Raw genomic sequence first — 16112 nt, forward strand, 5'->3', positions numbered from 1 at the left:
AAGCAATAGCGCATCAATCGTCAGATGTCTTGTGCTTGTATTCGCATAGATCTTCGATCCGGCAGCTCCCGCAGCGGGGCTTGCGGGCCAGGCAGACGTAACGTCCGTGCAGGATCAGCCAGTGATGGGAATCCAGGAGGTATTCCTTGGGTACGAATTTCATCAACTTCCTTTCCACTTCCACTACGTTCTTGCCCGGAGCCAACCCAGTCCGGTTACTGACGCGGAAAATGTGGGTGTCGACCGCCATCGTCAACTGCCGGAATGCGGTGTTGAGGACCACGTTGGCAGTCTTGCGGCCGACGCCCGGCAGGGCTTCCAGCTCTTCGCGGGTCTGGGGGATCTCACCGCCGTGTCGCTCGATCAGCAGGCGACAGGTTTCGATCACGTTTTTCGCCTTGCTGTTGAACAGTCCGATGGTCTTGATGTATTCGGACAGCCCTTCGACGCCCAGGGCAAGGATCGCCTGCGGCGTATTGGCCACCGGGAATAGTCTGGCCGTGGCCTTGTTGACACCGACGTCGGTGGATTGGGCCGAGAGGATTACCGCGATCAGGAGTTCGAAAGGGGAGGAGTAGGCCAGTTCGGTCTTTGGCTCCGGGTTGTCTTCATGAAAGCGACGAAAGATTTCCAGACGTTTTGCGGCGTTCATGGGCGCGGCGTTTCCTCTAGGGTTGAACGGGTTTTGGTGCCGATCCAGGCTTGATAGGCAGCGAGCAACAGGCCGAGCAAAATGAATCCGCCAGGGGCGAGCAAGGCCAATGGCACGCCTCTGCCGATCAGCTCGCGCAAAGTGCCCAGGATGATAATCAATAGGCCGAATTGTCCCGCCAACCTGAGATGAACCGTCATGCGTCGCTCGATGGTAGCGGTATGTTCCAGCGCCACGCAGCTCAGTGCGACCCATCCGATATACACGGCCAGCGCGCCATGCCGCTCCAATATCCAGGCTTGTGCGAGGAGGTCCGTGCAGGCAGTCATGGCAGCGGCCACGGCGATGGATGCAAGGAGTTGCTGGCAGTCTGTGAGACGTGGTCTCAGCAGCGCCATTGTCGAGCCGTGGGCGAAGCTGATCACAACCCAGGCGAGCCATAGGATCAGCGCATTGACCAGCGAGTCGCTGGCGCCGACCACGGGCACGAGTACCAGGGCGCGCGGCCAGGAGGGGGAGTCATTCATGGCTGATCGCTCCGGTCAGCTGAGCCTTGTGCTCGTCGAAGTAACGCAACGTATCGTGCACAGCCTGGAGCACCGCCCTGGATGTCACCGTCGCACCAGCCAGCTGATCGAACTGGCCGAGGTCCTTTTTCAATGCCCACCCCTCGTCGGCAGGCGCCTGGCGCGACTTGCCATGGAACGTTTGCAGCCAGGCATTCGGCCAGCCGGCGATCGCCGCGCCCAGGCCGGGAGTTTCCGACTGGCGCAGGGTCTTTACGCCTAACACTCGTCCCGCAGGATCCACAGCGATCAATAATTCGATGGTGCCCTCGTAGCCCAGTACCTGGTTGCGTAGCAACACGGCGCTGGGCGTCCCTTCGCGAGTTGCCCGGTACGCGCCCAGCAATGTGCTGCGGGGCAGCGTCACCGGGGTCGCAATGACAGGTTGCGCCAAAGGCTGATTGTCATAGCGGTCGCTCGGCAGTACGTCGAGCAAGGTCCGGTTGGCGATAGCCCGGTGCTGCGCCTCGATGCGCCCGGCGGTACTGATTTGCATCAGGTACGTGGCGCCTACGGCGAGGCCGACCAGCAACACCAGGATCGCAACGCCTGCGGTTTTCTTCATGTCAGCGGGCGCCTTTGTCGTGCGTCGACGAAACGCTCCAGGGCCGGCACGGCGAGGTTCATCAGCAGCACCGCGAACGCCACGCCATCCGGAAAGCCACCCCAGGTGCGGATCAGGTAGACCAGCAATCCCACGCCTGCGCCAAACAACAAACGCGCCAGCGGAGCCCTGGCACCCGACACGGGTTCGGTCACGATAAAAAACGCGCCGAGCATGGTTGCGCCGGTCAGCAGATGAAACAGCGGCGAACCGTGGGAGTCCGAGCCCGAACCGTTCCAGAACAACAGGCTGATCGTGAACAGGCTGGCCAGCATGCCCACCGGCGCGTGCCACGTAAATACCCGTTGTTGCAGGAGGAACAGGCCGCCCAAAAGGAACGCCAGGTTGACCCACTCGACACCGTGCCCACCCCAGCGGCCGAACGCCGGGTCGCTGGCAAACAGCTCGTCGATCGTCAGGCTCGTGTTGATCCGCAGGCTATCCAGCGCGGTGGCGCCGGCCCATCCATCGGGGGGCTGGCCAATGTCGGCGACCAGACGCAAGCCGTCGGCCAGGCCCAGGCCATGAGCCGCTGGCCATTGGCTCATGTGCTGCGGGAACGCCACCAGCACCAGGGCATACCCGAGCATTGCCGGATTGAACGGATTGCTGCCGACCCCACCCCAAACGTGCTTGCCCAACAACAAGGCGCAGGCGACCGCCGTGACGGTCAGCCACCAAGGGCAGTACGCTGGCAAGGCCAGGGCCAGCAATGTGGCGCTGACCCATGCGCTGCCGTCGCGCAGGTCAGGTTCGAGAGACCTGCGCCGCAAACGCAAGACCAGCGCCTCGATCGCCAGCGCTGTGAGACCGGACAACAACAGGTTCAGCAACACACCCCAACCAAAGACCCACATCGAGGCCAGCGCGCCGGGTAGCGTGGCCAGTAGGACTCGCCGCATGGCCTGTCGTAGCCGCTCGTCCAGCGGATCAGCGAGTGGCATGGGCGTCCACCTGCTGTTCGGCGTCTCTGACGGCTTGTTCCAAGACTTGCAGTTGTTCTTGGGAGGCCGCGGCAGCCCGGGCTTTGCTGAGTTCGGCGCGCCGCATCGCCAATTGGATCTTGGCCCGCTTCAGTTCGACGTCATTTGCCGGTGCCGGTGCCGGTGCCGGTGTTGGTGCGGGCGTGGCGGGCGACACAGTGCCAACCAGCCGGGCCAACGCCTGTTCGGCCGCTTCGAACTGGCGTTGCAGCATGATCAATTGTGACTGTTGCTCAAAGGTTGGCGGGTGGCCGAACGCCCTCAAGGATTTATGCAACTGCGCCCGGCTCATGGCGAGATCAACCTTGGCTTTCTTCAGTGCGGCATCCGCAGTGGCGGCTTTTTGCGCGCGTACTCGCTCCAATGCGGCCTGGACCGGATCGAGTGGCTGTACCTGGGCTTGCTGGGCGTTTCGCTGGATTCGGGCCAGGCGCTCGGCTTGGCGCTGCTCTTCCTCACGATGCAGGCGCGCGGTGCGTTGTTCGAAACGTCGGCGAGCATGGTTGCGCTTGGCCGTTCGTGCTTGCCGTTCTTCGTCGCTGGCGGCCAACCCGCCAACGACTGGCGTTACGGTTGTCATTGGCAGTGGCCGCATCTCGATGCAATCCACCGGGCAAGGCGCCACGCACAAGTCACAGCCGGTGCATTCGTCGATGAGAACGGTGTGCATCAGTTTCGCCGCGCCGACGATCGCGTCCACCGGGCAGGCCTGGATGCACTTGGTGCAGCCGATGCATTCGGCTTCGCGGATAAACGCGATCTGCGCCGGTGCCGCGCCGCGACTGGTGTCCAGGTCCAGCACCGGTACCTGCATCAGCTCGGCCAGGGCTGCGATGGTTTCCCGTCCGCCGGGTGGGCATTTGTTGATCGGTTCGCCTTGGGCGATGCCTTCGGCGTATGGCTTGCAGCCGGGGTGGCCGCATTTGCCGCATTGTGTCTGCGGCAGCAAGGCATCGATGTGTTGGATCAGGTTCATGTCTTGACCAGCCCGTGCAATCCGAGAAAAGCCACTGCCATCAGGCCGGCACAGATCAGTTGGATCGGCAGCCCCCGGAAAGGCAACGGAATATCGTTGTCGAGGATGCGCTGTTGCAAGTCGTCAAACAGACTCAGCACCAACCAGAAACCCAGGCCGGCACCCAGGCTGGACGCCATGGCCTGGCCCAGGCTCGTGGCCTCCCGGCTGTTGAGCAGCGTGACGCCCAGTATGGCGGCATTGCCGAGGAGCAACGGCCACAGGCCGGCGAACGGCAGCACGGGCAGCCAGCGCCCCAGCAGCCGCAGCACTGGCCCGATCAGCAAGACGCTCAGGGGCAGCCAAACCAATAGTTGCAGTGATGCCAAGTCAGCCGGGACCAGCAACCATTGATCGACCAGATAGCCCAGGGTACCGACACAGAGCATCAGGCCTGCCGTCGCCAGGCCCAGGGCGTGTACCTGGCTTCTACCCTTGGCTGCCAACAGCGGATCGACGCCCAGCGGCCAATGCAACACCAGATTGTTGATCAGGGCCGCGCTCAACAGGGATAAGAGGATTTCGGTCATGGGTATGGGGCGACAGGGCCTGTGACAAGATTAGGCATTATCCGGCACACCGTGAGGGCGGGCCAGATAAGAAAAATCCCACAGTCGCTCGATAGCGACTGTGGGATCGGTGCCGCGTGCAGTCGTGTTACTTGATCCGCTGGCCCGGCTTGGCGCCGCTGTCCGGGCTCAACAGGTAGATTTCTTCACCACCAGGGCCCGCCGCCATCACCATGCCCTCGGAAATACCGAAACGCATTTTGCGTGGCTTGAGGTTGGCGATCATCATCGTCAGCCTGCCTTCAAGCTTGGCCGGGTCCGGGTAGGCGCTCTTGATACCGGAGAACACGTTGCGTTGCTCGTCGCCGATGTCCAGGGTCAGGCGCAACAACTTGTCGGCACCTTCCACGGCCTCTGCCTTGACGATCAGCGCCACGCGCAGGTCAACGGCGGCGAAGGCATCGAAATCGATCTCCGGCGACAGCGGGTCCTTGGCCAGTTCGCCGTTACCGGCGGGGGCGCCGGTGTCGGTCTGGCTGGCGGCCAGGTCTTCCTTGGACGCGTCGATCATGGCCTGTACCTTTGCGGAATCGATGCGGGTCATCAACGGCTTGAACTCGTTCAGCTGATGGTTGCTCAGCAGGGTCTGGTGGTCGTTCCAGGTCAGCGGCGCGACGTTGAGGAACGCCTCCGCGTCAGCGGCCAACAGCGGCAGCACCGGCTTGAGGAAGATCACCAACTGGCGGAACAGGTTGATACCCAGGGCGCAGATGGCCTGGACTTCGTCCTGCTTGCCTTCCTGCTTGGCCAGCGACCACGGCGCCTTGTCGGCAATCCAGGCATTGGCGCGGTCGGCCAGGGCCATGATTTCGCGCATGGCACGGGCGAAGTCGCGGTTCTCGTAGGCATCGGCGATGCTTGGCGCGGCGGCGAGGAAGGCGTCGGTCAGTTCCGGCGCGGCGTTACCGGCCACCAGCACGCCCGCGTTGCCCTTGTGGATGAAACCGGCGCAACGGCTGGCAATGTTGACGACCTTGCCCACCAGGTCGGAGTTGACCTTCTGCACGAAGTCTTCGAGGTTCAGGTCCAGGTCGTCGACGCCACGGCCGAGCTTGGCCGCGTAGTAGTAGCGCAGGTATTCCGGCGACAGGTGGTCCAGGTAGGTCCGCGCCTTGATGAACGTGCCGCGGGACTTGGACATTTTCTGGCCGTTGACGGTCAGGTAGCCGTGGACGTTGATGCCTGTCGGTTTACGGAAGCCGGCACCTTCGAGCATGGCCGGCCAGAACAGCGCGTGGAAGTTGACGATGTCCTTGCCGATGAAGTGGTACACCTCGGCGGTGGAATCCTTGCCCCAGAACGCATCGAAGTCCAGCTCCGGCGTGCGGTCGCAAAGGTTCTTGAAACTCGCCATGTAGCCGATCGGCGCGTCCAGCCACACGTAGAAATATTTGCCGGGTTCGCCGGGAATCTCGAAGCCGAAGTACGGCGCATCGCGGGAAATGTCCCATTCCTGCAGGCCGGAATCGAGCCACTCGGCGAGCTTGTTGGCGACCGCGTCCTGCAACGTGCCGCTGCGGGTCCAGGCCTGCAGCATCTGCTGGAAATCCGGCAGCTTGAAGAAGAAGTGCTGGGAGTCCCTGAGCACCGGCGTGGCACCGGAAATCGCCGACTTCGGGTCTTTCAGGTCGGTCGGTGCGTAGGTGGCGCCGCATTTCTCGCAGTTGTCGCCGTACTGGTCCTCGGTACCGCATTTCGGGCAGGTGCCCTTGATGAAGCGGTCGGCCAGGAACATTTTCTTTTCCGGGTCGAAATACTGGGTAACAGAACGGGTGGAAATATGCCCGGCATCACGCAGCTTCAGGTAGATCTGGCTCGACAGCTCACGGTTTTCTTCGGCGTGAGTGGAGTGGAAGTTGTCGAAGTCCACCAGGAACTCGGCAAAGTCGGCGCTGTGTTCAGCCTGGACATTGGCGATCAGTTGTTCCGGGGTGATGCCTTCTTTTTCCGCGCGCAACATGATGGCCGAACCGTGGGCGTCGTCGGCGCAGACATAAATGCATTGGTTGCCGCGATGTTTCTGGAAGCGCGTCCACATATCGGTCTGGATGTATTCCAGCATATGGCCGAGGTGAATCGAACCATTGGCATAGGGCAGGGCGCTGGTGACGAGGATCTTGCGTGGCTCGGACATGGGGCTCGGCTACTTGATGAAACGGAGGTCGGCCACTATAAAGCGCCGGCGGCTTTTTTTCACCTTTCAGGGTTGTTTCGGAATACATCGTCCGGGAACGGCACAGCCATGAAAGCAGTGCGGTCGGCGCGTAATCAGGTCGCCACAAAAGCATGCACGGCGTAGGATAGCCGCCTGTTTTTCAAGTCTTGCTATCGGAGTTGCCCATGAGCGCCGTCAATCGCGCAGCGGTGGAAGCCGTCCTTTGCCAGTACACCGACCCCTACCTGAATCAGGACCCGGTCAGCGCCGGATGCGTGCGTGCCATCGACATCCAGGGTGATCGTGTCAACGTCCAGCTGGAAATCGGCTATGCCGCCGACCTGTTCAAGAGCGGCTGGGCACAGATGCTGCAAATGGCGATAGAAGGACTGGACGGCGTGACAGCCGCCAAGGTCGAAATCAAAAGCGTAATCGCCGCCCACAAGGCCCAGGCCCAAGTGCCAGGGCTGGCTAACGTCAAGAACGTGATCGCGGTGGCCTCGGGCAAGGGCGGCGTGGGCAAGTCCACCACCGCCGCCAACCTGGCCCTGGCCCTGGCCCGTGAAGGGGCCAAGGTCGGGATTCTCGACGCGGACATCTACGGTCCGAGCCAGGGCATCATGTTTGGCATCGCCGAGGGCACTCGACCGCAGATCAAGGACCAGAAGTGGTTCGTGCCGATCCAGTCGCACGGCGTGGAAGTGATGTCCATGGCGTTCCTGACCGACGACAACACACCCATGGTCTGGCGCGGGCCGATGGTGTCCGGGGCCTTGCTGCAACTGGTCACGCAAACCGCCTGGGGTGACCTGGATTACCTGGTGATCGACATGCCGCCGGGCACCGGCGATATCCAGCTGACCCTGGCGCAGAAAGTCCCGGTGGCCGGCGCGGTGATCGTCACCACGCCTCAGGACCTGGCCTTGCTGGACGCGCGCAAGGGCGTGGAAATGTTCCGCAAGGTCAACATCCCGGTGCTGGGCGTGGTGGAGAACATGGCCGTGCACATCTGCTCCAACTGCGGGCATGCCGAGCATCTGTTCGGTGAAGGCGGAGGAGAGAAGCTGGCTACCCAGTACGGGGTCGAGTTGCTGGCTTCGCTACCGTTGTCGATGGTGATCCGCGAGCAGGCCGACGGCGGCAAGCCAACCGTCATCGCCGAACCGGACAGCCAGATCGCCATGGTCTACCAGGAGCTGGCGCGCCACGTTGGCGCGCGGATCGTGCTGCAGGAAGCTGCGTCGCCGGTGATGCCGAACATCACTGTCAGCGACGATTGAACAGGCTGTAACACGATCCATTGTGGGAGCAAGCCTGCTCCCACATTTTATTTGCGTTGAATTTAGATCCGCATCCCTCCATCCATCTCCAGGATCCGACCGGTGTAGTAGTCGTTCTCGAAGATATAGGCGGCTGAATGCGCGATCTCCTCGGGCTTGCCCATGCGCTTGAGCGGGATCACCGAGGTCATTCTTTCCAAGGCTTCCGGTTTCATGCCCAAGGTCATTTCGGTTTCGATGAAGCCCGGTGCGATGCCCGCCACGCGGATACCGTAGCGCGCCAGTTCCTTGGCCCAGGTCACGGTAGCAGCGGCCACGCCGGCCTTGGCGGCCGAATAGTTGGTCTGGCCGATGTTGCCCGCGCGCGAGATCGACGAGATATTGATGATCGCACCGCTGTTCTTCAGCTCGACCATTTTCGCCGCCACTTCACGGGTGCACAGGAACACACCGGTGAGATTGACGTCGATTACAGCCTGCCACTGGGCGAGGCTCATCTTGGTCATTTCGCCGTCCTTGACCTTGAGCAACAGGCCGTCACGCAGGATGCCGGCGTTATTGATCAGCCCGTGGATCGCGCCGAAGTCATCAGCGACCCGGGCGACCATGTCGACCACTTGCTCTTCATTGGCAACGTTGCACAAATAGGCGCGGGCCTCGACGCCCTTGGCTGCGCAAGCGGCAACCGCCTGGTCGAGTTTTTCCTGATTGAGGTCGACCAGCGCTAGCTTGGCGCCCTTGTCGGCGAAATACTCGGCCATGGAGCGACCCAGGCCCTGGCAACCGCCGGTGATAATGATTACTTTGTCAGTGAGTTGCATTCTCATGTCCAGAGGGCGCAGCGGTGGAGGGGGAATTTTAAAGAGAAACTCTCGATTCGCGGCAAATGTAGCCCGGCTGCACACGAAAACAGTCCCGCAGATGTGACGGAACATTACCCCACTCGCTTGACCGTTTTCTAGACGAATTTTATTAAAGGAGTCATAAATTGAGCGTTGAAGCTGCCAAGCATGCCCGGGAACTGCTGCTCAAGGAATACCGCGGAATGCTCTCGACCCATTCCAAATCCATGCCCGGCTTTCCGTTCGGCTCCGTGGTGCCCTATTGCCTGGATGAACAAGGCCGGCCGCTGATTCTGATCAGCCGTATCGCCCAGCACACTCATAATCTGCAGAAAGATCCCAAATGCTCGATGCTGGTAGGCGAACGTGGCGCCGAGGATGTGCAGGCGGTAGGGCGTCTGACCTATCTGGCAGAGGCGCGCAAACTCGAAGACAGCGCCGCCATCGATGCCGCCGCAGAGCGTTATTACCGCTATTTTCCCGAGTCACAGAATTACCACAAGGCCCATGACTTCGACTTCTGGACACTCGACCCGGTACGCCATCGCTACATTGGTGGGTTTGGCGCGATTCACTGGATTGACCAGATCACCTTGGCCAATCCTTTCGCCGGCAGGGCCGAAGCCAGCATGATCGAGCACATGAATGCCGACCACGCCAAGGCTATCGCCCATTACGTGGAATTGAGCGGCCTGCCGAACGATGAACCGGCGCAACTGGTCGGCATCGACAGCGAAGGCATGCACTTGCGCATCGGGCAGGGGCTGCATTGGTTGGCGTTTCCAAACCCCTGCAACACGCCGACACAAGTGCGCGAAGCCTTGGTTTATCTGGCTCACGCCCAGCAATGGCCAAAAAATGCCGAGGTCGATGCTTGAATTCACGAAAGGGCGACGTCATTTAAGGTTTCATAGCAAGGCATTCTTGCGTAGAGGAACCCTTTGATGCGCCCTTTTTTGTTGCTCTTTCTGCTGTTCCCGGTGTTGGAGCTGTTCGTATTCGTCAAGGTCAGCGGTGCGATCGGGTTTTTCCCGGCGCTGTTGCTGGTCATTCTCGGCTCGATGCTCGGTGTCTTCGTGCTGCGTATCGCCGGTCTCGCCACGGCGCTGCGTGCCCGTGAAAGCCTGAGCCGTGGCGAGCTGCCTGCCCAGACCATGCTCGAAGGCCTGATGCTGGCCTTGGGTGGTGGCCTGTTGATCCTGCCAGGTTTCATCAGCGACGTGCTGGGCCTGGTCATGCTGTTGCCGTTTACCCGTCGGTTGCTCGCCAACAAGATGCGCCAGCGCGCCGAAGAGCAGGCGATGCGCCAACGAGCGTTCGCCGATGATCTTCAACCCCGTGGCGGACCGGCTCCGCGTGAGCCAGTGGGCCGCGAGCCTAACGTGATCGAAGGCGAGTTCGAACACCGGGACTCCAAGTAACCCCTCGCCACGGCGCCTTCGGGCGCCGTGTTCGTTTTGGCGGCGACAAGCAAAAAATTTCTAACCCCGGCCCTTGTAATCCTCTTGCACGCCCATATGTATGGGTCACCGCAAGGTTTCCGGTGGCGACACTGGACAGACTTCCGCGGTTCGCTTGACGAACCGCACCCCGGCTCAGCCGGCTTTTGTTAAACCCGCCGGGACTACACCGGCCGATGAAAACCAAAATTAGGAGAGATCGACAATGAAGCTTCGTCCTCTGCATGACCGCGTCGTCATCCGTCGCAGCGAAGAAGAGAAGAAAACCGCTGGCGGTATCGTCCTGCCAGGTTCGGCTGCCGAAAAAGCCAACCACGGTGAAGTTCTCGCTGTAGGTCCAGGCAAGGCCCTGGAAAACGGTGAAGTACGTGCGCCGGCCGTGAAAGTGGGTGACAAGGTTGTGTTCGGCCCTTACTCCGGCAGCAACACTGTGAAAGTCGACGGCGAAGACCTGTTGGTAATGAGCGAGAACGAAATCCTCGCCGTTCTCGAAGGCTGATTTTTCCGCTCATTTTCCCGCTACTACAAAGTATTTAAGGAATATCGATCATGGCTGCTAAAGAAGTTAAATTCGGCGATTCCGCCCGCAAGAAAATGCTCGCCGGTGTCAACGTCCTGGCTGACGCAGTAAAAGCGACCCTGGGCCCGAAAGGCCGTAACGTGATCATCGAGAAGAGCTTCGGCGCTCCGACCATCACCAAGGACGGCGTTTCCGTAGCCAAGGAAATCGAGCTGAAAGATCGCTTCGAAAACATGGGCGCGCAGCTGGTCAAGGACGTTGCCTCCCGTGCCAACGATGACGCCGGCGACGGTACCACCACCGCGACCGTACTGGCTCAGTCGATCGTCAACGAAGGCCTGAAGGCCGTCGCTGCCGGCATGAACCCGATGGACCTCAAGCGCGGCATCGACAAGGCGACCATCGCCATCGTCAAGGAACTCAAGGGCCTGGCCAAGCCATGCGCTGACTCCAAGGCGATCGCCCAGGTCGGTACCATCTCCGCCAACTCCGACAACTCCATCGGCGACATCATTGCCGAAGCCATGGAAAAAGTCGGCAAGGAAGGCGTGATCACCGTTGAAGAAGGCTCGGGCCTGGAAAACGAACTGTCGGTTGTAGAAGGTATGCAGTTCGACCGTGGCTACCTGTCCCCGTACTTCGTCAACAAGCCAGACACCATGGTTGCCGAGCTGGACAGCCCGCTGATCCTGCTGGTCGACAAGAAGATCTCCAACATCCGCGAAATGCTGCCAGTGCTGGAAGCCGTTGCCAAAGCCGGTCGCCCACTGCTGATCGTGGCTGAAGACGTCGAAGGCGAAGCCCTGGCGACCCTGGTCGTGAACAACATGCGTGGCATCGTCAAGGTTGCTGCCGTCAAGGCACCAGGCTTCGGCGACCGTCGCAAGGCCATGCTGCAGGACATCGCCGTATTGACCGGCGGTACCGTTATCTCCGAAGAGATCGGCCTGAGCCTGGAAAGCACCACCCTGGAGCACCTGGGTAACGCCAAGCGCGTGATCCTGTCCAAGGAAAACACCACCGTGATCGACGGTGCTGGCAACGACGCTGATATCCAGGCTCGTGTGACCCAGATCCGCGCACAAGTGGCCGAGACTTCGTCCGACTACGACCGTGAAAAACTGCAAGAGCGCCTGGCCAAGCTGTCCGGCGGTGTTGCTGTGATCAAGGTTGGCGCCGGCTCCGAAGTTGAAATGAAAGAGAAGAAAGCCCGCGTTGAAGACGCCCTGCACGCCACCCGCGCAGCCGTCGAAGAAGGCGTGGTACCTGGCGGCGGCGTGGCACTGGTTCGTGCCTTGCAAGCCATCAGCGAGCTGAAAGGCGACAACGACGACCAGAACGTTGGTATCCAGTTGCTGCGTCGCGCTGTTGAAGCTCCGCTGCGCCAGATCGTTGCCAACTCCGGCGACGAGCCAAGCGTAGTGGTCGACAAGGTCAAGCAGGGTTCGGGTAACTACGGTTACAACGCTGCTACCGGCGAATACGGCGACATGATCGAAATGGGTATCCTGGACCCAGCCAAAGTGACTCGTTCGGCTCTGCAAGCGGCTTCGTCGATTGCCAGCCTGATGATCACCACCGAGGCGATGATCGCTGAAATCAAGGAAGACGCTCCAGCTGGCGGCGGCATGCCAGACATGGGCGGCATGGGTGGCATGGGCGGCATGATGTAAGCCAGCCTTACCCCTGTAGCGAAAAACCCCGCTGGCGAAAGCCGGCGGGGTTTTTTATTGCCTTGGGTTCATGGTCGGCACCAACTGGGAGCAAACTCGCTCCCACCGGATTGCTCCGTCAGGCGTTGACGGGCTCGGTTCTGGTCGCCTGCTCATCTCCCAGGGCCGGTCGGTACAGCACGAAGTAGTAACACCCCAGGCAGATCAACCAACAGAACACCGCCGTCCATACGTTGTGGGAAAAGAAATGTGCCCCTTGCATCATCCGCCCCACGGAGAACACCGTGCCCAGGGTGAAGGCGAAGACCAGGGAATGACGGGCCAGGCGCGGGCGGCGATCCCGCAGCACGAAGAACAACGCGAACAGTGTGAAACCGGTGGCGGCGTGGCCGCCGGGCCAGCAACGGCCAGGCTTGTCAGTGGCCGGACGCGCGCTCAGCAATTCACTGTAGGTTTCCTTGCCGCCAAACTCCTTCAGGCTCCAAGGGCATTGCACTGCGGTAACCGCTTTTAACGGCGTGACAAAGGCAGTCGCCAGGGCCAGCGACAGGACGAGGCAACCCAGCTCTCGCTTGAATGGTGAGAGCCGTTCGATAAAAAACGATGCGATGAATCCCGCGACTGCCATGAGGGAGAACAGAATGACCATCTGCTTGGCCCGATCGTGCAGGATATCTTCGAGAAAAAAACTGTGCCGTCCAATGAATCCACCCTCGGTGGCGCTGTAGAAAAGCTTGGCCAGGTCCATGTCCAACGTAGTCAGTTCCAGCACCACCAGCACTAGCGCGACAACAGCGGGCAACCCCAGGGCGATCCTGAAATTCAATGGCCTGGAAGCAAGGCGAAGGGGGGCGTAAGCCATGGACAATACCTTTCGTGAATGTTCTTGAGCAGCAGGTTGCGCGCAGTCTGGTCCGCGTCACGTTGGGCGGGCGTGAATGCCGGGTGAAAAACTCGTCAATGCCTTTCTCGGGTCGCGACAACCCTAGCCGTGAAGCACGCTTGGCCTTAAGCTGCGCGGGCCACGACGAATGCCTACGTGTGCAGGAGAGATGTCCATGCGAATTCTATTGGTCGAAGACAACCGCGACATTCTGGCCAACCTGGCCGATTACCTGGGGCTCAAGGGCTATACCGTCGATTGTGCCCAGGACGGTTTGTCGGGGTTGCACCTGGCCGCCACCGAACATTACGACCTGATCGTGCTCGATATCATGCTGCCGGGCATCGATGGCTACACCTTGTGCAAGCGGTTGCGCGAAGACGCCCGGCGCGATACGCCGGTGATCATGCTCACCGCGCGCGACCAACTGGACGATCGCCTGCAGGGCTTCAAGTCCGGGGCCGACGATTACCTGGTCAAGCCTTTTGCGTTGTCCGAGCTGGCGGCACGGATCGAAGCGGTCATGCGTCGCGCCCAGGGCGGAGGGCGGCGGGCCTTGCAGGTTGGCGATCTGAGCTACGACCTCGACACGTTGGAAGTGACTCGCGAAGGCCGCTTGCTCAAGCTCAACCCTGTAGGTCTCAAGTTGCTGGCGGTACTGATGCAGAAAAGCCCCCATGTATTGCGTCGCGAAATTCTCGAAGAAGCCTTGTGGGGCGATGACTGCCCGGACAGCGACAGCTTGCGCAGCCACGTCCACCAACTGCGCCAGGTGATCGACAAACCGTTCGAGAAACCGTTGCTGCACACGGTGCACGGCGTCGGTTACCGCTTGGCCGAGGGCCGGGATGGAGTTTAAGCAGAGCCTTGCCCAACGGATCATCATCGCGTTCGCGTTAATGAGCGCGTTGGTGGCAGGCGCGTTTGCCTTGGGCATCGTGGCAACCGTTCACCTGGTTGAAGAAAAGTTGATTTCCGCCGGGCTTGGCGGAGACCTGCAACGCCTGTTGCTGATGGACAACGTTTCCGACTGGAGCCATCGGCCCGAACCCGACCAGTTGTTCTATTTCAGCGGCGGCCCAGGTGACTTCGATTTGCCGAAGGACCTGCGCCATCTGGATCGTGGTTTTCACGAAGTGTTTCGCGAACAACTGTCCTATCACGCCATGGTGGAAATCGTCGACGGTCGGCATTACGTATTGCTCCAGGACCAGAGCGATTTCGAAGAGCGCGAGCGGGTACTGTTCGCCGTGGTGCTGGTGGGCTTCGTGCTCAGTCTGGCGCTGGCGGTATTCCTCGGTTGGGTGCTGGCACGCAGGGTGATGGCGCCGGTCGTGCGCCTGGCTCGCCAGGTTCGGCATCGCGACCAGCTCCTCGGACTTGCTCCTCCGCTCGCTCCGGACTATGCCGCCGACGAAGTGGGCGAACTCGCCGTGGCGTTCGATGCTACGTTGGGGCGACTGCGCCAAGCCTTGACCCGTGAGCGGTTGTTCACCAGTGACGTCAGCCATGAGCTGCGTACGCCACTGATGGTGCTGGCTACTTCCTGCGAATTGCTGCTGGAGAACCCGGCGCTCGACCCGCGGGGTCGTACCCAGGTTGAACGCATCAACCGCGCCAGTGAAGAAATGCGCGAATTGGTGCAAACCTTCCTCATGCTTGCCCGCGCCCAGCGCGAGGACAATGCAATCTCCCCTCGGTCGACCCTTGGACAGGTCGCGGACAACCTGCTGGGTGTCTGGCGCGCGCCGATCGAGTCAAAAGGGCTGAGCTTGATCTTCGAACCAGGACAACCCGCTGATACGCAATACAACGCCACGTTCCTGACGGCCGTCATGGGCAACCTGCTGCGCAACGCCTTGCATTACACCGACCAGGGGTTTATCCGCGTCTCCCTGACGGCCACTGGATTTGTGGTCGAGGACAGCGGCGTGGGCATTCCCGAAGAGAAGCGCGAGGCGATGTTCGAGCCGTTCGTGCGCGGCAATGAAAAGCGTGGCGAGGGCTTGGGACTGGGTCTCTCGCTGGTTCAACGAATCTGTGAGGACCAGGGTTGGACAGTGAGCCTCAGCACGATGGAGCCGAACGGTTGCCGTTTCGAGGTGGAGCTGAGTCCAAGAGGTGAAAGGCGCTTCGGAAAATCTTGAAATGACTTGTTCGGTTCGGTGACGGGTTTTTCACAAAGCGATGACATAGCTGTTCATAGGGTGGGGTCCTATCTATAACGGAGAGCCCCCATGTCCAAGGCCATCGAGCTGAATTTTTCCGCAAAGTATGACGAACAGCACGCCAGGCAATATCTCCATAAACACCGCAGCGGCTTGAGCCGCCGCCTCTCAAACCGTCGCGACCGTCAACTGGCCCGCCGCGCCCTGGCGTTGGCCGGTGATCCTGGCTTGGTGTTGGACCTTCCCTGCGGCGCCGGGCGGTTCTGGTCGTTGCTTGCCGAAAAATCGAATCGGGTCATCATTGGCGCGGATAATTCCGAAGCCATGCTGCAAGCGGCGATGAACTTCCAATCCGCCGATGTCGTAAATCGGGTACAGCTTTTGCACACATCTGCATTCGACATTGCCTTGCCTGATAACGCCGTCGACAGCATTTTTTGCATGCGCTTGTTGCACCACATTGGTGAGCCCGCGCACCGGCTGGCGATGCTCCGCGAATTCGGGCGTGTCAGCCGCGACAGTGTGATCGTTTCATTGTGGGTTGATGGGAATTTCAAGGCTTGGAAACGCAAGCGTCTTGAGCGCACTCGTGGGCAAAAAGACTACCAAAATCGATTTGTGTTACCAGTCGCTACAGTTGAGAGTGAATTTCGACAGGCTGGCTTTCGTGTCCAGGAACGCCTGGATTTCCTACCGCTGTATGCCATGTGGCGAGTTTATGTCTTACGCAAGGGGTAACGGG

The 16112-nt window shown here is 60.6% G+C and carries 17 protein-coding genes; 8 read left to right on the plus strand and 9 right to left on the minus strand.

What is annotated here, in order from left to right; all coding sequences use genetic code 11:
• Window positions 1-13: 13 nt before the first annotated feature.
• From nth to metG, 7 genes are all read right to left on the minus strand, one after another.
• Entirely contained in the window at window positions 14-652 is a 639-nt protein-coding gene (nth, locus tag J3P79_RS06490) for an endonuclease III (RefSeq protein ID WP_434609095.1), read from the minus strand.
• Window positions 649-1179: an Rnf-Nqr domain containing protein gene (locus J3P79_RS06495; RefSeq protein WP_434609097.1), complete on the minus strand. Its 531-nt coding sequence runs from the start codon at window positions 1177-1179 to the stop codon at window positions 649-651. The genes nth and J3P79_RS06495 overlap by 4 nt, the downstream gene beginning before the upstream one ends.
• Window positions 1172-1783: an RnfABCDGE type electron transport complex subunit G gene (locus J3P79_RS06500; RefSeq protein ID WP_434609098.1), complete on the minus strand. Its 612-nt coding sequence runs from the start codon at window positions 1781-1783 to the stop codon at window positions 1172-1174. Before J3P79_RS06500 ends, J3P79_RS06495 begins: the two co-directional genes overlap by 8 nt.
• Window positions 1780-2766, minus strand: a complete 987-nt coding sequence (locus tag J3P79_RS06505; RefSeq protein ID WP_434609100.1) for an RnfABCDGE type electron transport complex subunit D — start codon at window positions 2764-2766, stop codon at window positions 1780-1782. The genes J3P79_RS06500 and J3P79_RS06505 overlap by 4 nt, the downstream gene beginning before the upstream one ends.
• Complete coding sequence (gene rsxB, locus J3P79_RS06510) at window positions 2753-3781, minus strand: electron transport complex subunit RsxB (protein ID WP_434609102.1); 1029 nt, start codon at window positions 3779-3781, stop codon at window positions 2753-2755. The genes J3P79_RS06505 and rsxB overlap by 14 nt, the downstream gene beginning before the upstream one ends.
• On the minus strand, window positions 3778-4350 hold the full coding sequence (locus J3P79_RS06515) for an Rnf-Nqr domain containing protein (protein WP_434609104.1): 573 nt from the start codon (window positions 4348-4350) through the stop codon (window positions 3778-3780). Before J3P79_RS06515 ends, rsxB begins: the two co-directional genes overlap by 4 nt.
• A 127-nt stretch (window positions 4351-4477) precedes the next feature.
• Entirely contained in the window at window positions 4478-6523 is a 2046-nt protein-coding gene (metG, locus tag J3P79_RS06520; protein ID WP_434609106.1) for a methionine--tRNA ligase, read from the minus strand.
• 206 nt (window positions 6524-6729) lie between these two features.
• On the opposite strand from metG, the gene apbC reads away from it, so the two are divergent.
• Complete coding sequence (apbC, locus tag J3P79_RS06525) at window positions 6730-7824, plus strand: iron-sulfur cluster carrier protein ApbC (protein WP_434609107.1); 1095 nt, start codon at window positions 6730-6732, stop codon at window positions 7822-7824.
• A 62-nt stretch (window positions 7825-7886) separates the two neighbouring features.
• Here apbC and J3P79_RS06530 read toward each other — a convergent pair whose 3' ends face one another.
• Entirely contained in the window at window positions 7887-8645 is a 759-nt protein-coding gene (locus tag J3P79_RS06530) for an SDR family oxidoreductase (RefSeq protein ID WP_434609109.1), read from the minus strand.
• Window positions 8646-8812: 167 nt separating this feature from the next.
• Between J3P79_RS06530 and J3P79_RS06535 the strand changes: the two genes are divergently transcribed.
• The 4 genes from J3P79_RS06535 to groL all read left to right on the plus strand — a co-directional run bounded on the left by J3P79_RS06535 (window position 8813) and on the right by groL (window position 12319).
• Window positions 8813-9544 (plus strand): HugZ family protein, encoded by a 732-nt coding sequence (locus J3P79_RS06535; protein ID WP_434609110.1) that lies wholly within the window; start codon window positions 8813-8815, stop codon window positions 9542-9544.
• Window positions 9545-9610: 66 nt separating this feature from the next.
• A complete protein-coding gene (locus tag J3P79_RS06540) occupies window positions 9611-10087 on the plus strand; it encodes an FxsA family protein (protein WP_039591771.1) in 477 nt (158 codons plus the stop codon).
• Between the two features lie 244 nt (window positions 10088-10331).
• Complete coding sequence (locus tag J3P79_RS06545; RefSeq protein ID WP_039591772.1) at window positions 10332-10625, plus strand: co-chaperone GroES; 294 nt, start codon at window positions 10332-10334, stop codon at window positions 10623-10625.
• 50 nt (window positions 10626-10675) lie between these two features.
• The gene (groL, locus tag J3P79_RS06550) at window positions 10676-12319 is read left to right on the plus strand and encodes a chaperonin GroEL (protein WP_030142514.1); all 1644 of its coding nucleotides are present in this window, start codon (window positions 10676-10678) and stop codon (window positions 12317-12319) included.
• A 118-nt stretch (window positions 12320-12437) separates the two neighbouring features.
• Here groL and J3P79_RS06555 read toward each other — a convergent pair whose 3' ends face one another.
• Entirely contained in the window at window positions 12438-13181 is a 744-nt protein-coding gene (locus tag J3P79_RS06555; protein ID WP_434609113.1) for a phosphatase PAP2 family protein, read from the minus strand.
• Between the two features lie 196 nt (window positions 13182-13377).
• Here J3P79_RS06555 and colR point away from each other — a divergent pair, with 196 nt between their 5' ends.
• The 3 genes from colR (at window position 13378) to J3P79_RS06570 (ending at window position 16108) form a co-directional block, all read left to right on the plus strand.
• The gene (colR, locus tag J3P79_RS06560; protein WP_039591775.1) at window positions 13378-14061 is read left to right on the plus strand and encodes a two-component system response regulator ColR; all 684 of its coding nucleotides are present in this window, start codon (window positions 13378-13380) and stop codon (window positions 14059-14061) included.
• The gene (locus J3P79_RS06565) at window positions 14051-15349 is read left to right on the plus strand and encodes a sensor histidine kinase (protein WP_434609114.1); all 1299 of its coding nucleotides are present in this window, start codon (window positions 14051-14053) and stop codon (window positions 15347-15349) included. The genes colR and J3P79_RS06565 overlap by 11 nt, the downstream gene beginning before the upstream one ends.
• 90 nt (window positions 15350-15439) lie before the next feature.
• On the plus strand, window positions 15440-16108 hold the full coding sequence (locus tag J3P79_RS06570) for a class I SAM-dependent methyltransferase (RefSeq protein WP_434609116.1): 669 nt from the start codon (window positions 15440-15442) through the stop codon (window positions 16106-16108).
• Window positions 16109-16112 lie beyond the last annotated feature (4 nt).

Source organism: Pseudomonas sp. R1-7 (genome assembly GCF_051132105.1).
In the GTDB taxonomy this organism is placed as follows: Bacteria; Pseudomonadota; Gammaproteobacteria; order Pseudomonadales; family Pseudomonadaceae; genus Aquipseudomonas.

Excerpts from the sequence above, each read along its gene's own strand:
- nth (WP_434609095.1), bottom strand. The coding sequence starts at position 652 with ATGAACGCCGCAAAACGTCTGGAAATCTTTCGTCGCTTTCATGAAGAC.
- J3P79_RS06495 (WP_434609097.1), bottom strand. The coding sequence starts at position 1,179 with ATGAATGACTCCCCCTCCTGGCCGCGCGCCCTGGTACTCGTGCCCGTG.
- J3P79_RS06500 (WP_434609098.1), bottom strand. The coding sequence starts at position 1,783 with ATGAAGAAAACCGCAGGCGTTGCGATCCTGGTGTTGCTGGTCGGCCTC.
- J3P79_RS06505 (WP_434609100.1), bottom strand. The coding sequence starts at position 2,766 with ATGCCACTCGCTGATCCGCTGGACGAGCGGCTACGACAGGCCATGCGG.
- rsxB (WP_434609102.1), bottom strand. The coding sequence starts at position 3,781 with ATGAACCTGATCCAACACATCGATGCCTTGCTGCCGCAGACACAATGC.
- J3P79_RS06515 (WP_434609104.1), bottom strand. The coding sequence starts at position 4,350 with ATGACCGAAATCCTCTTATCCCTGTTGAGCGCGGCCCTGATCAACAAT.
- metG (WP_434609106.1), bottom strand. The coding sequence starts at position 6,523 with ATGTCCGAGCCACGCAAGATCCTCGTCACCAGCGCCCTGCCCTATGCC.
- apbC (WP_434609107.1), top strand. The coding sequence starts at position 6,730 with ATGAGCGCCGTCAATCGCGCAGCGGTGGAAGCCGTCCTTTGCCAGTAC.
- J3P79_RS06530 (WP_434609109.1), bottom strand. The coding sequence starts at position 8,645 with ATGCAACTCACTGACAAAGTAATCATTATCACCGGCGGTTGCCAGGGC.
- J3P79_RS06540 (WP_039591771.1), top strand. The coding sequence starts at position 9,611 with ATGCGCCCTTTTTTGTTGCTCTTTCTGCTGTTCCCGGTGTTGGAGCTG.
- J3P79_RS06545 (WP_039591772.1), top strand. The coding sequence starts at position 10,332 with ATGAAGCTTCGTCCTCTGCATGACCGCGTCGTCATCCGTCGCAGCGAA.
- groL (WP_030142514.1), top strand. The coding sequence starts at position 10,676 with ATGGCTGCTAAAGAAGTTAAATTCGGCGATTCCGCCCGCAAGAAAATG.
- J3P79_RS06555 (WP_434609113.1), bottom strand. The coding sequence starts at position 13,181 with ATGGCTTACGCCCCCCTTCGCCTTGCTTCCAGGCCATTGAATTTCAGG.
- colR (WP_039591775.1), top strand. The coding sequence starts at position 13,378 with ATGCGAATTCTATTGGTCGAAGACAACCGCGACATTCTGGCCAACCTG.
- J3P79_RS06565 (WP_434609114.1), top strand. The coding sequence starts at position 14,051 with ATGGAGTTTAAGCAGAGCCTTGCCCAACGGATCATCATCGCGTTCGCG.
- J3P79_RS06570 (WP_434609116.1), top strand. The coding sequence starts at position 15,440 with ATGTCCAAGGCCATCGAGCTGAATTTTTCCGCAAAGTATGACGAACAG.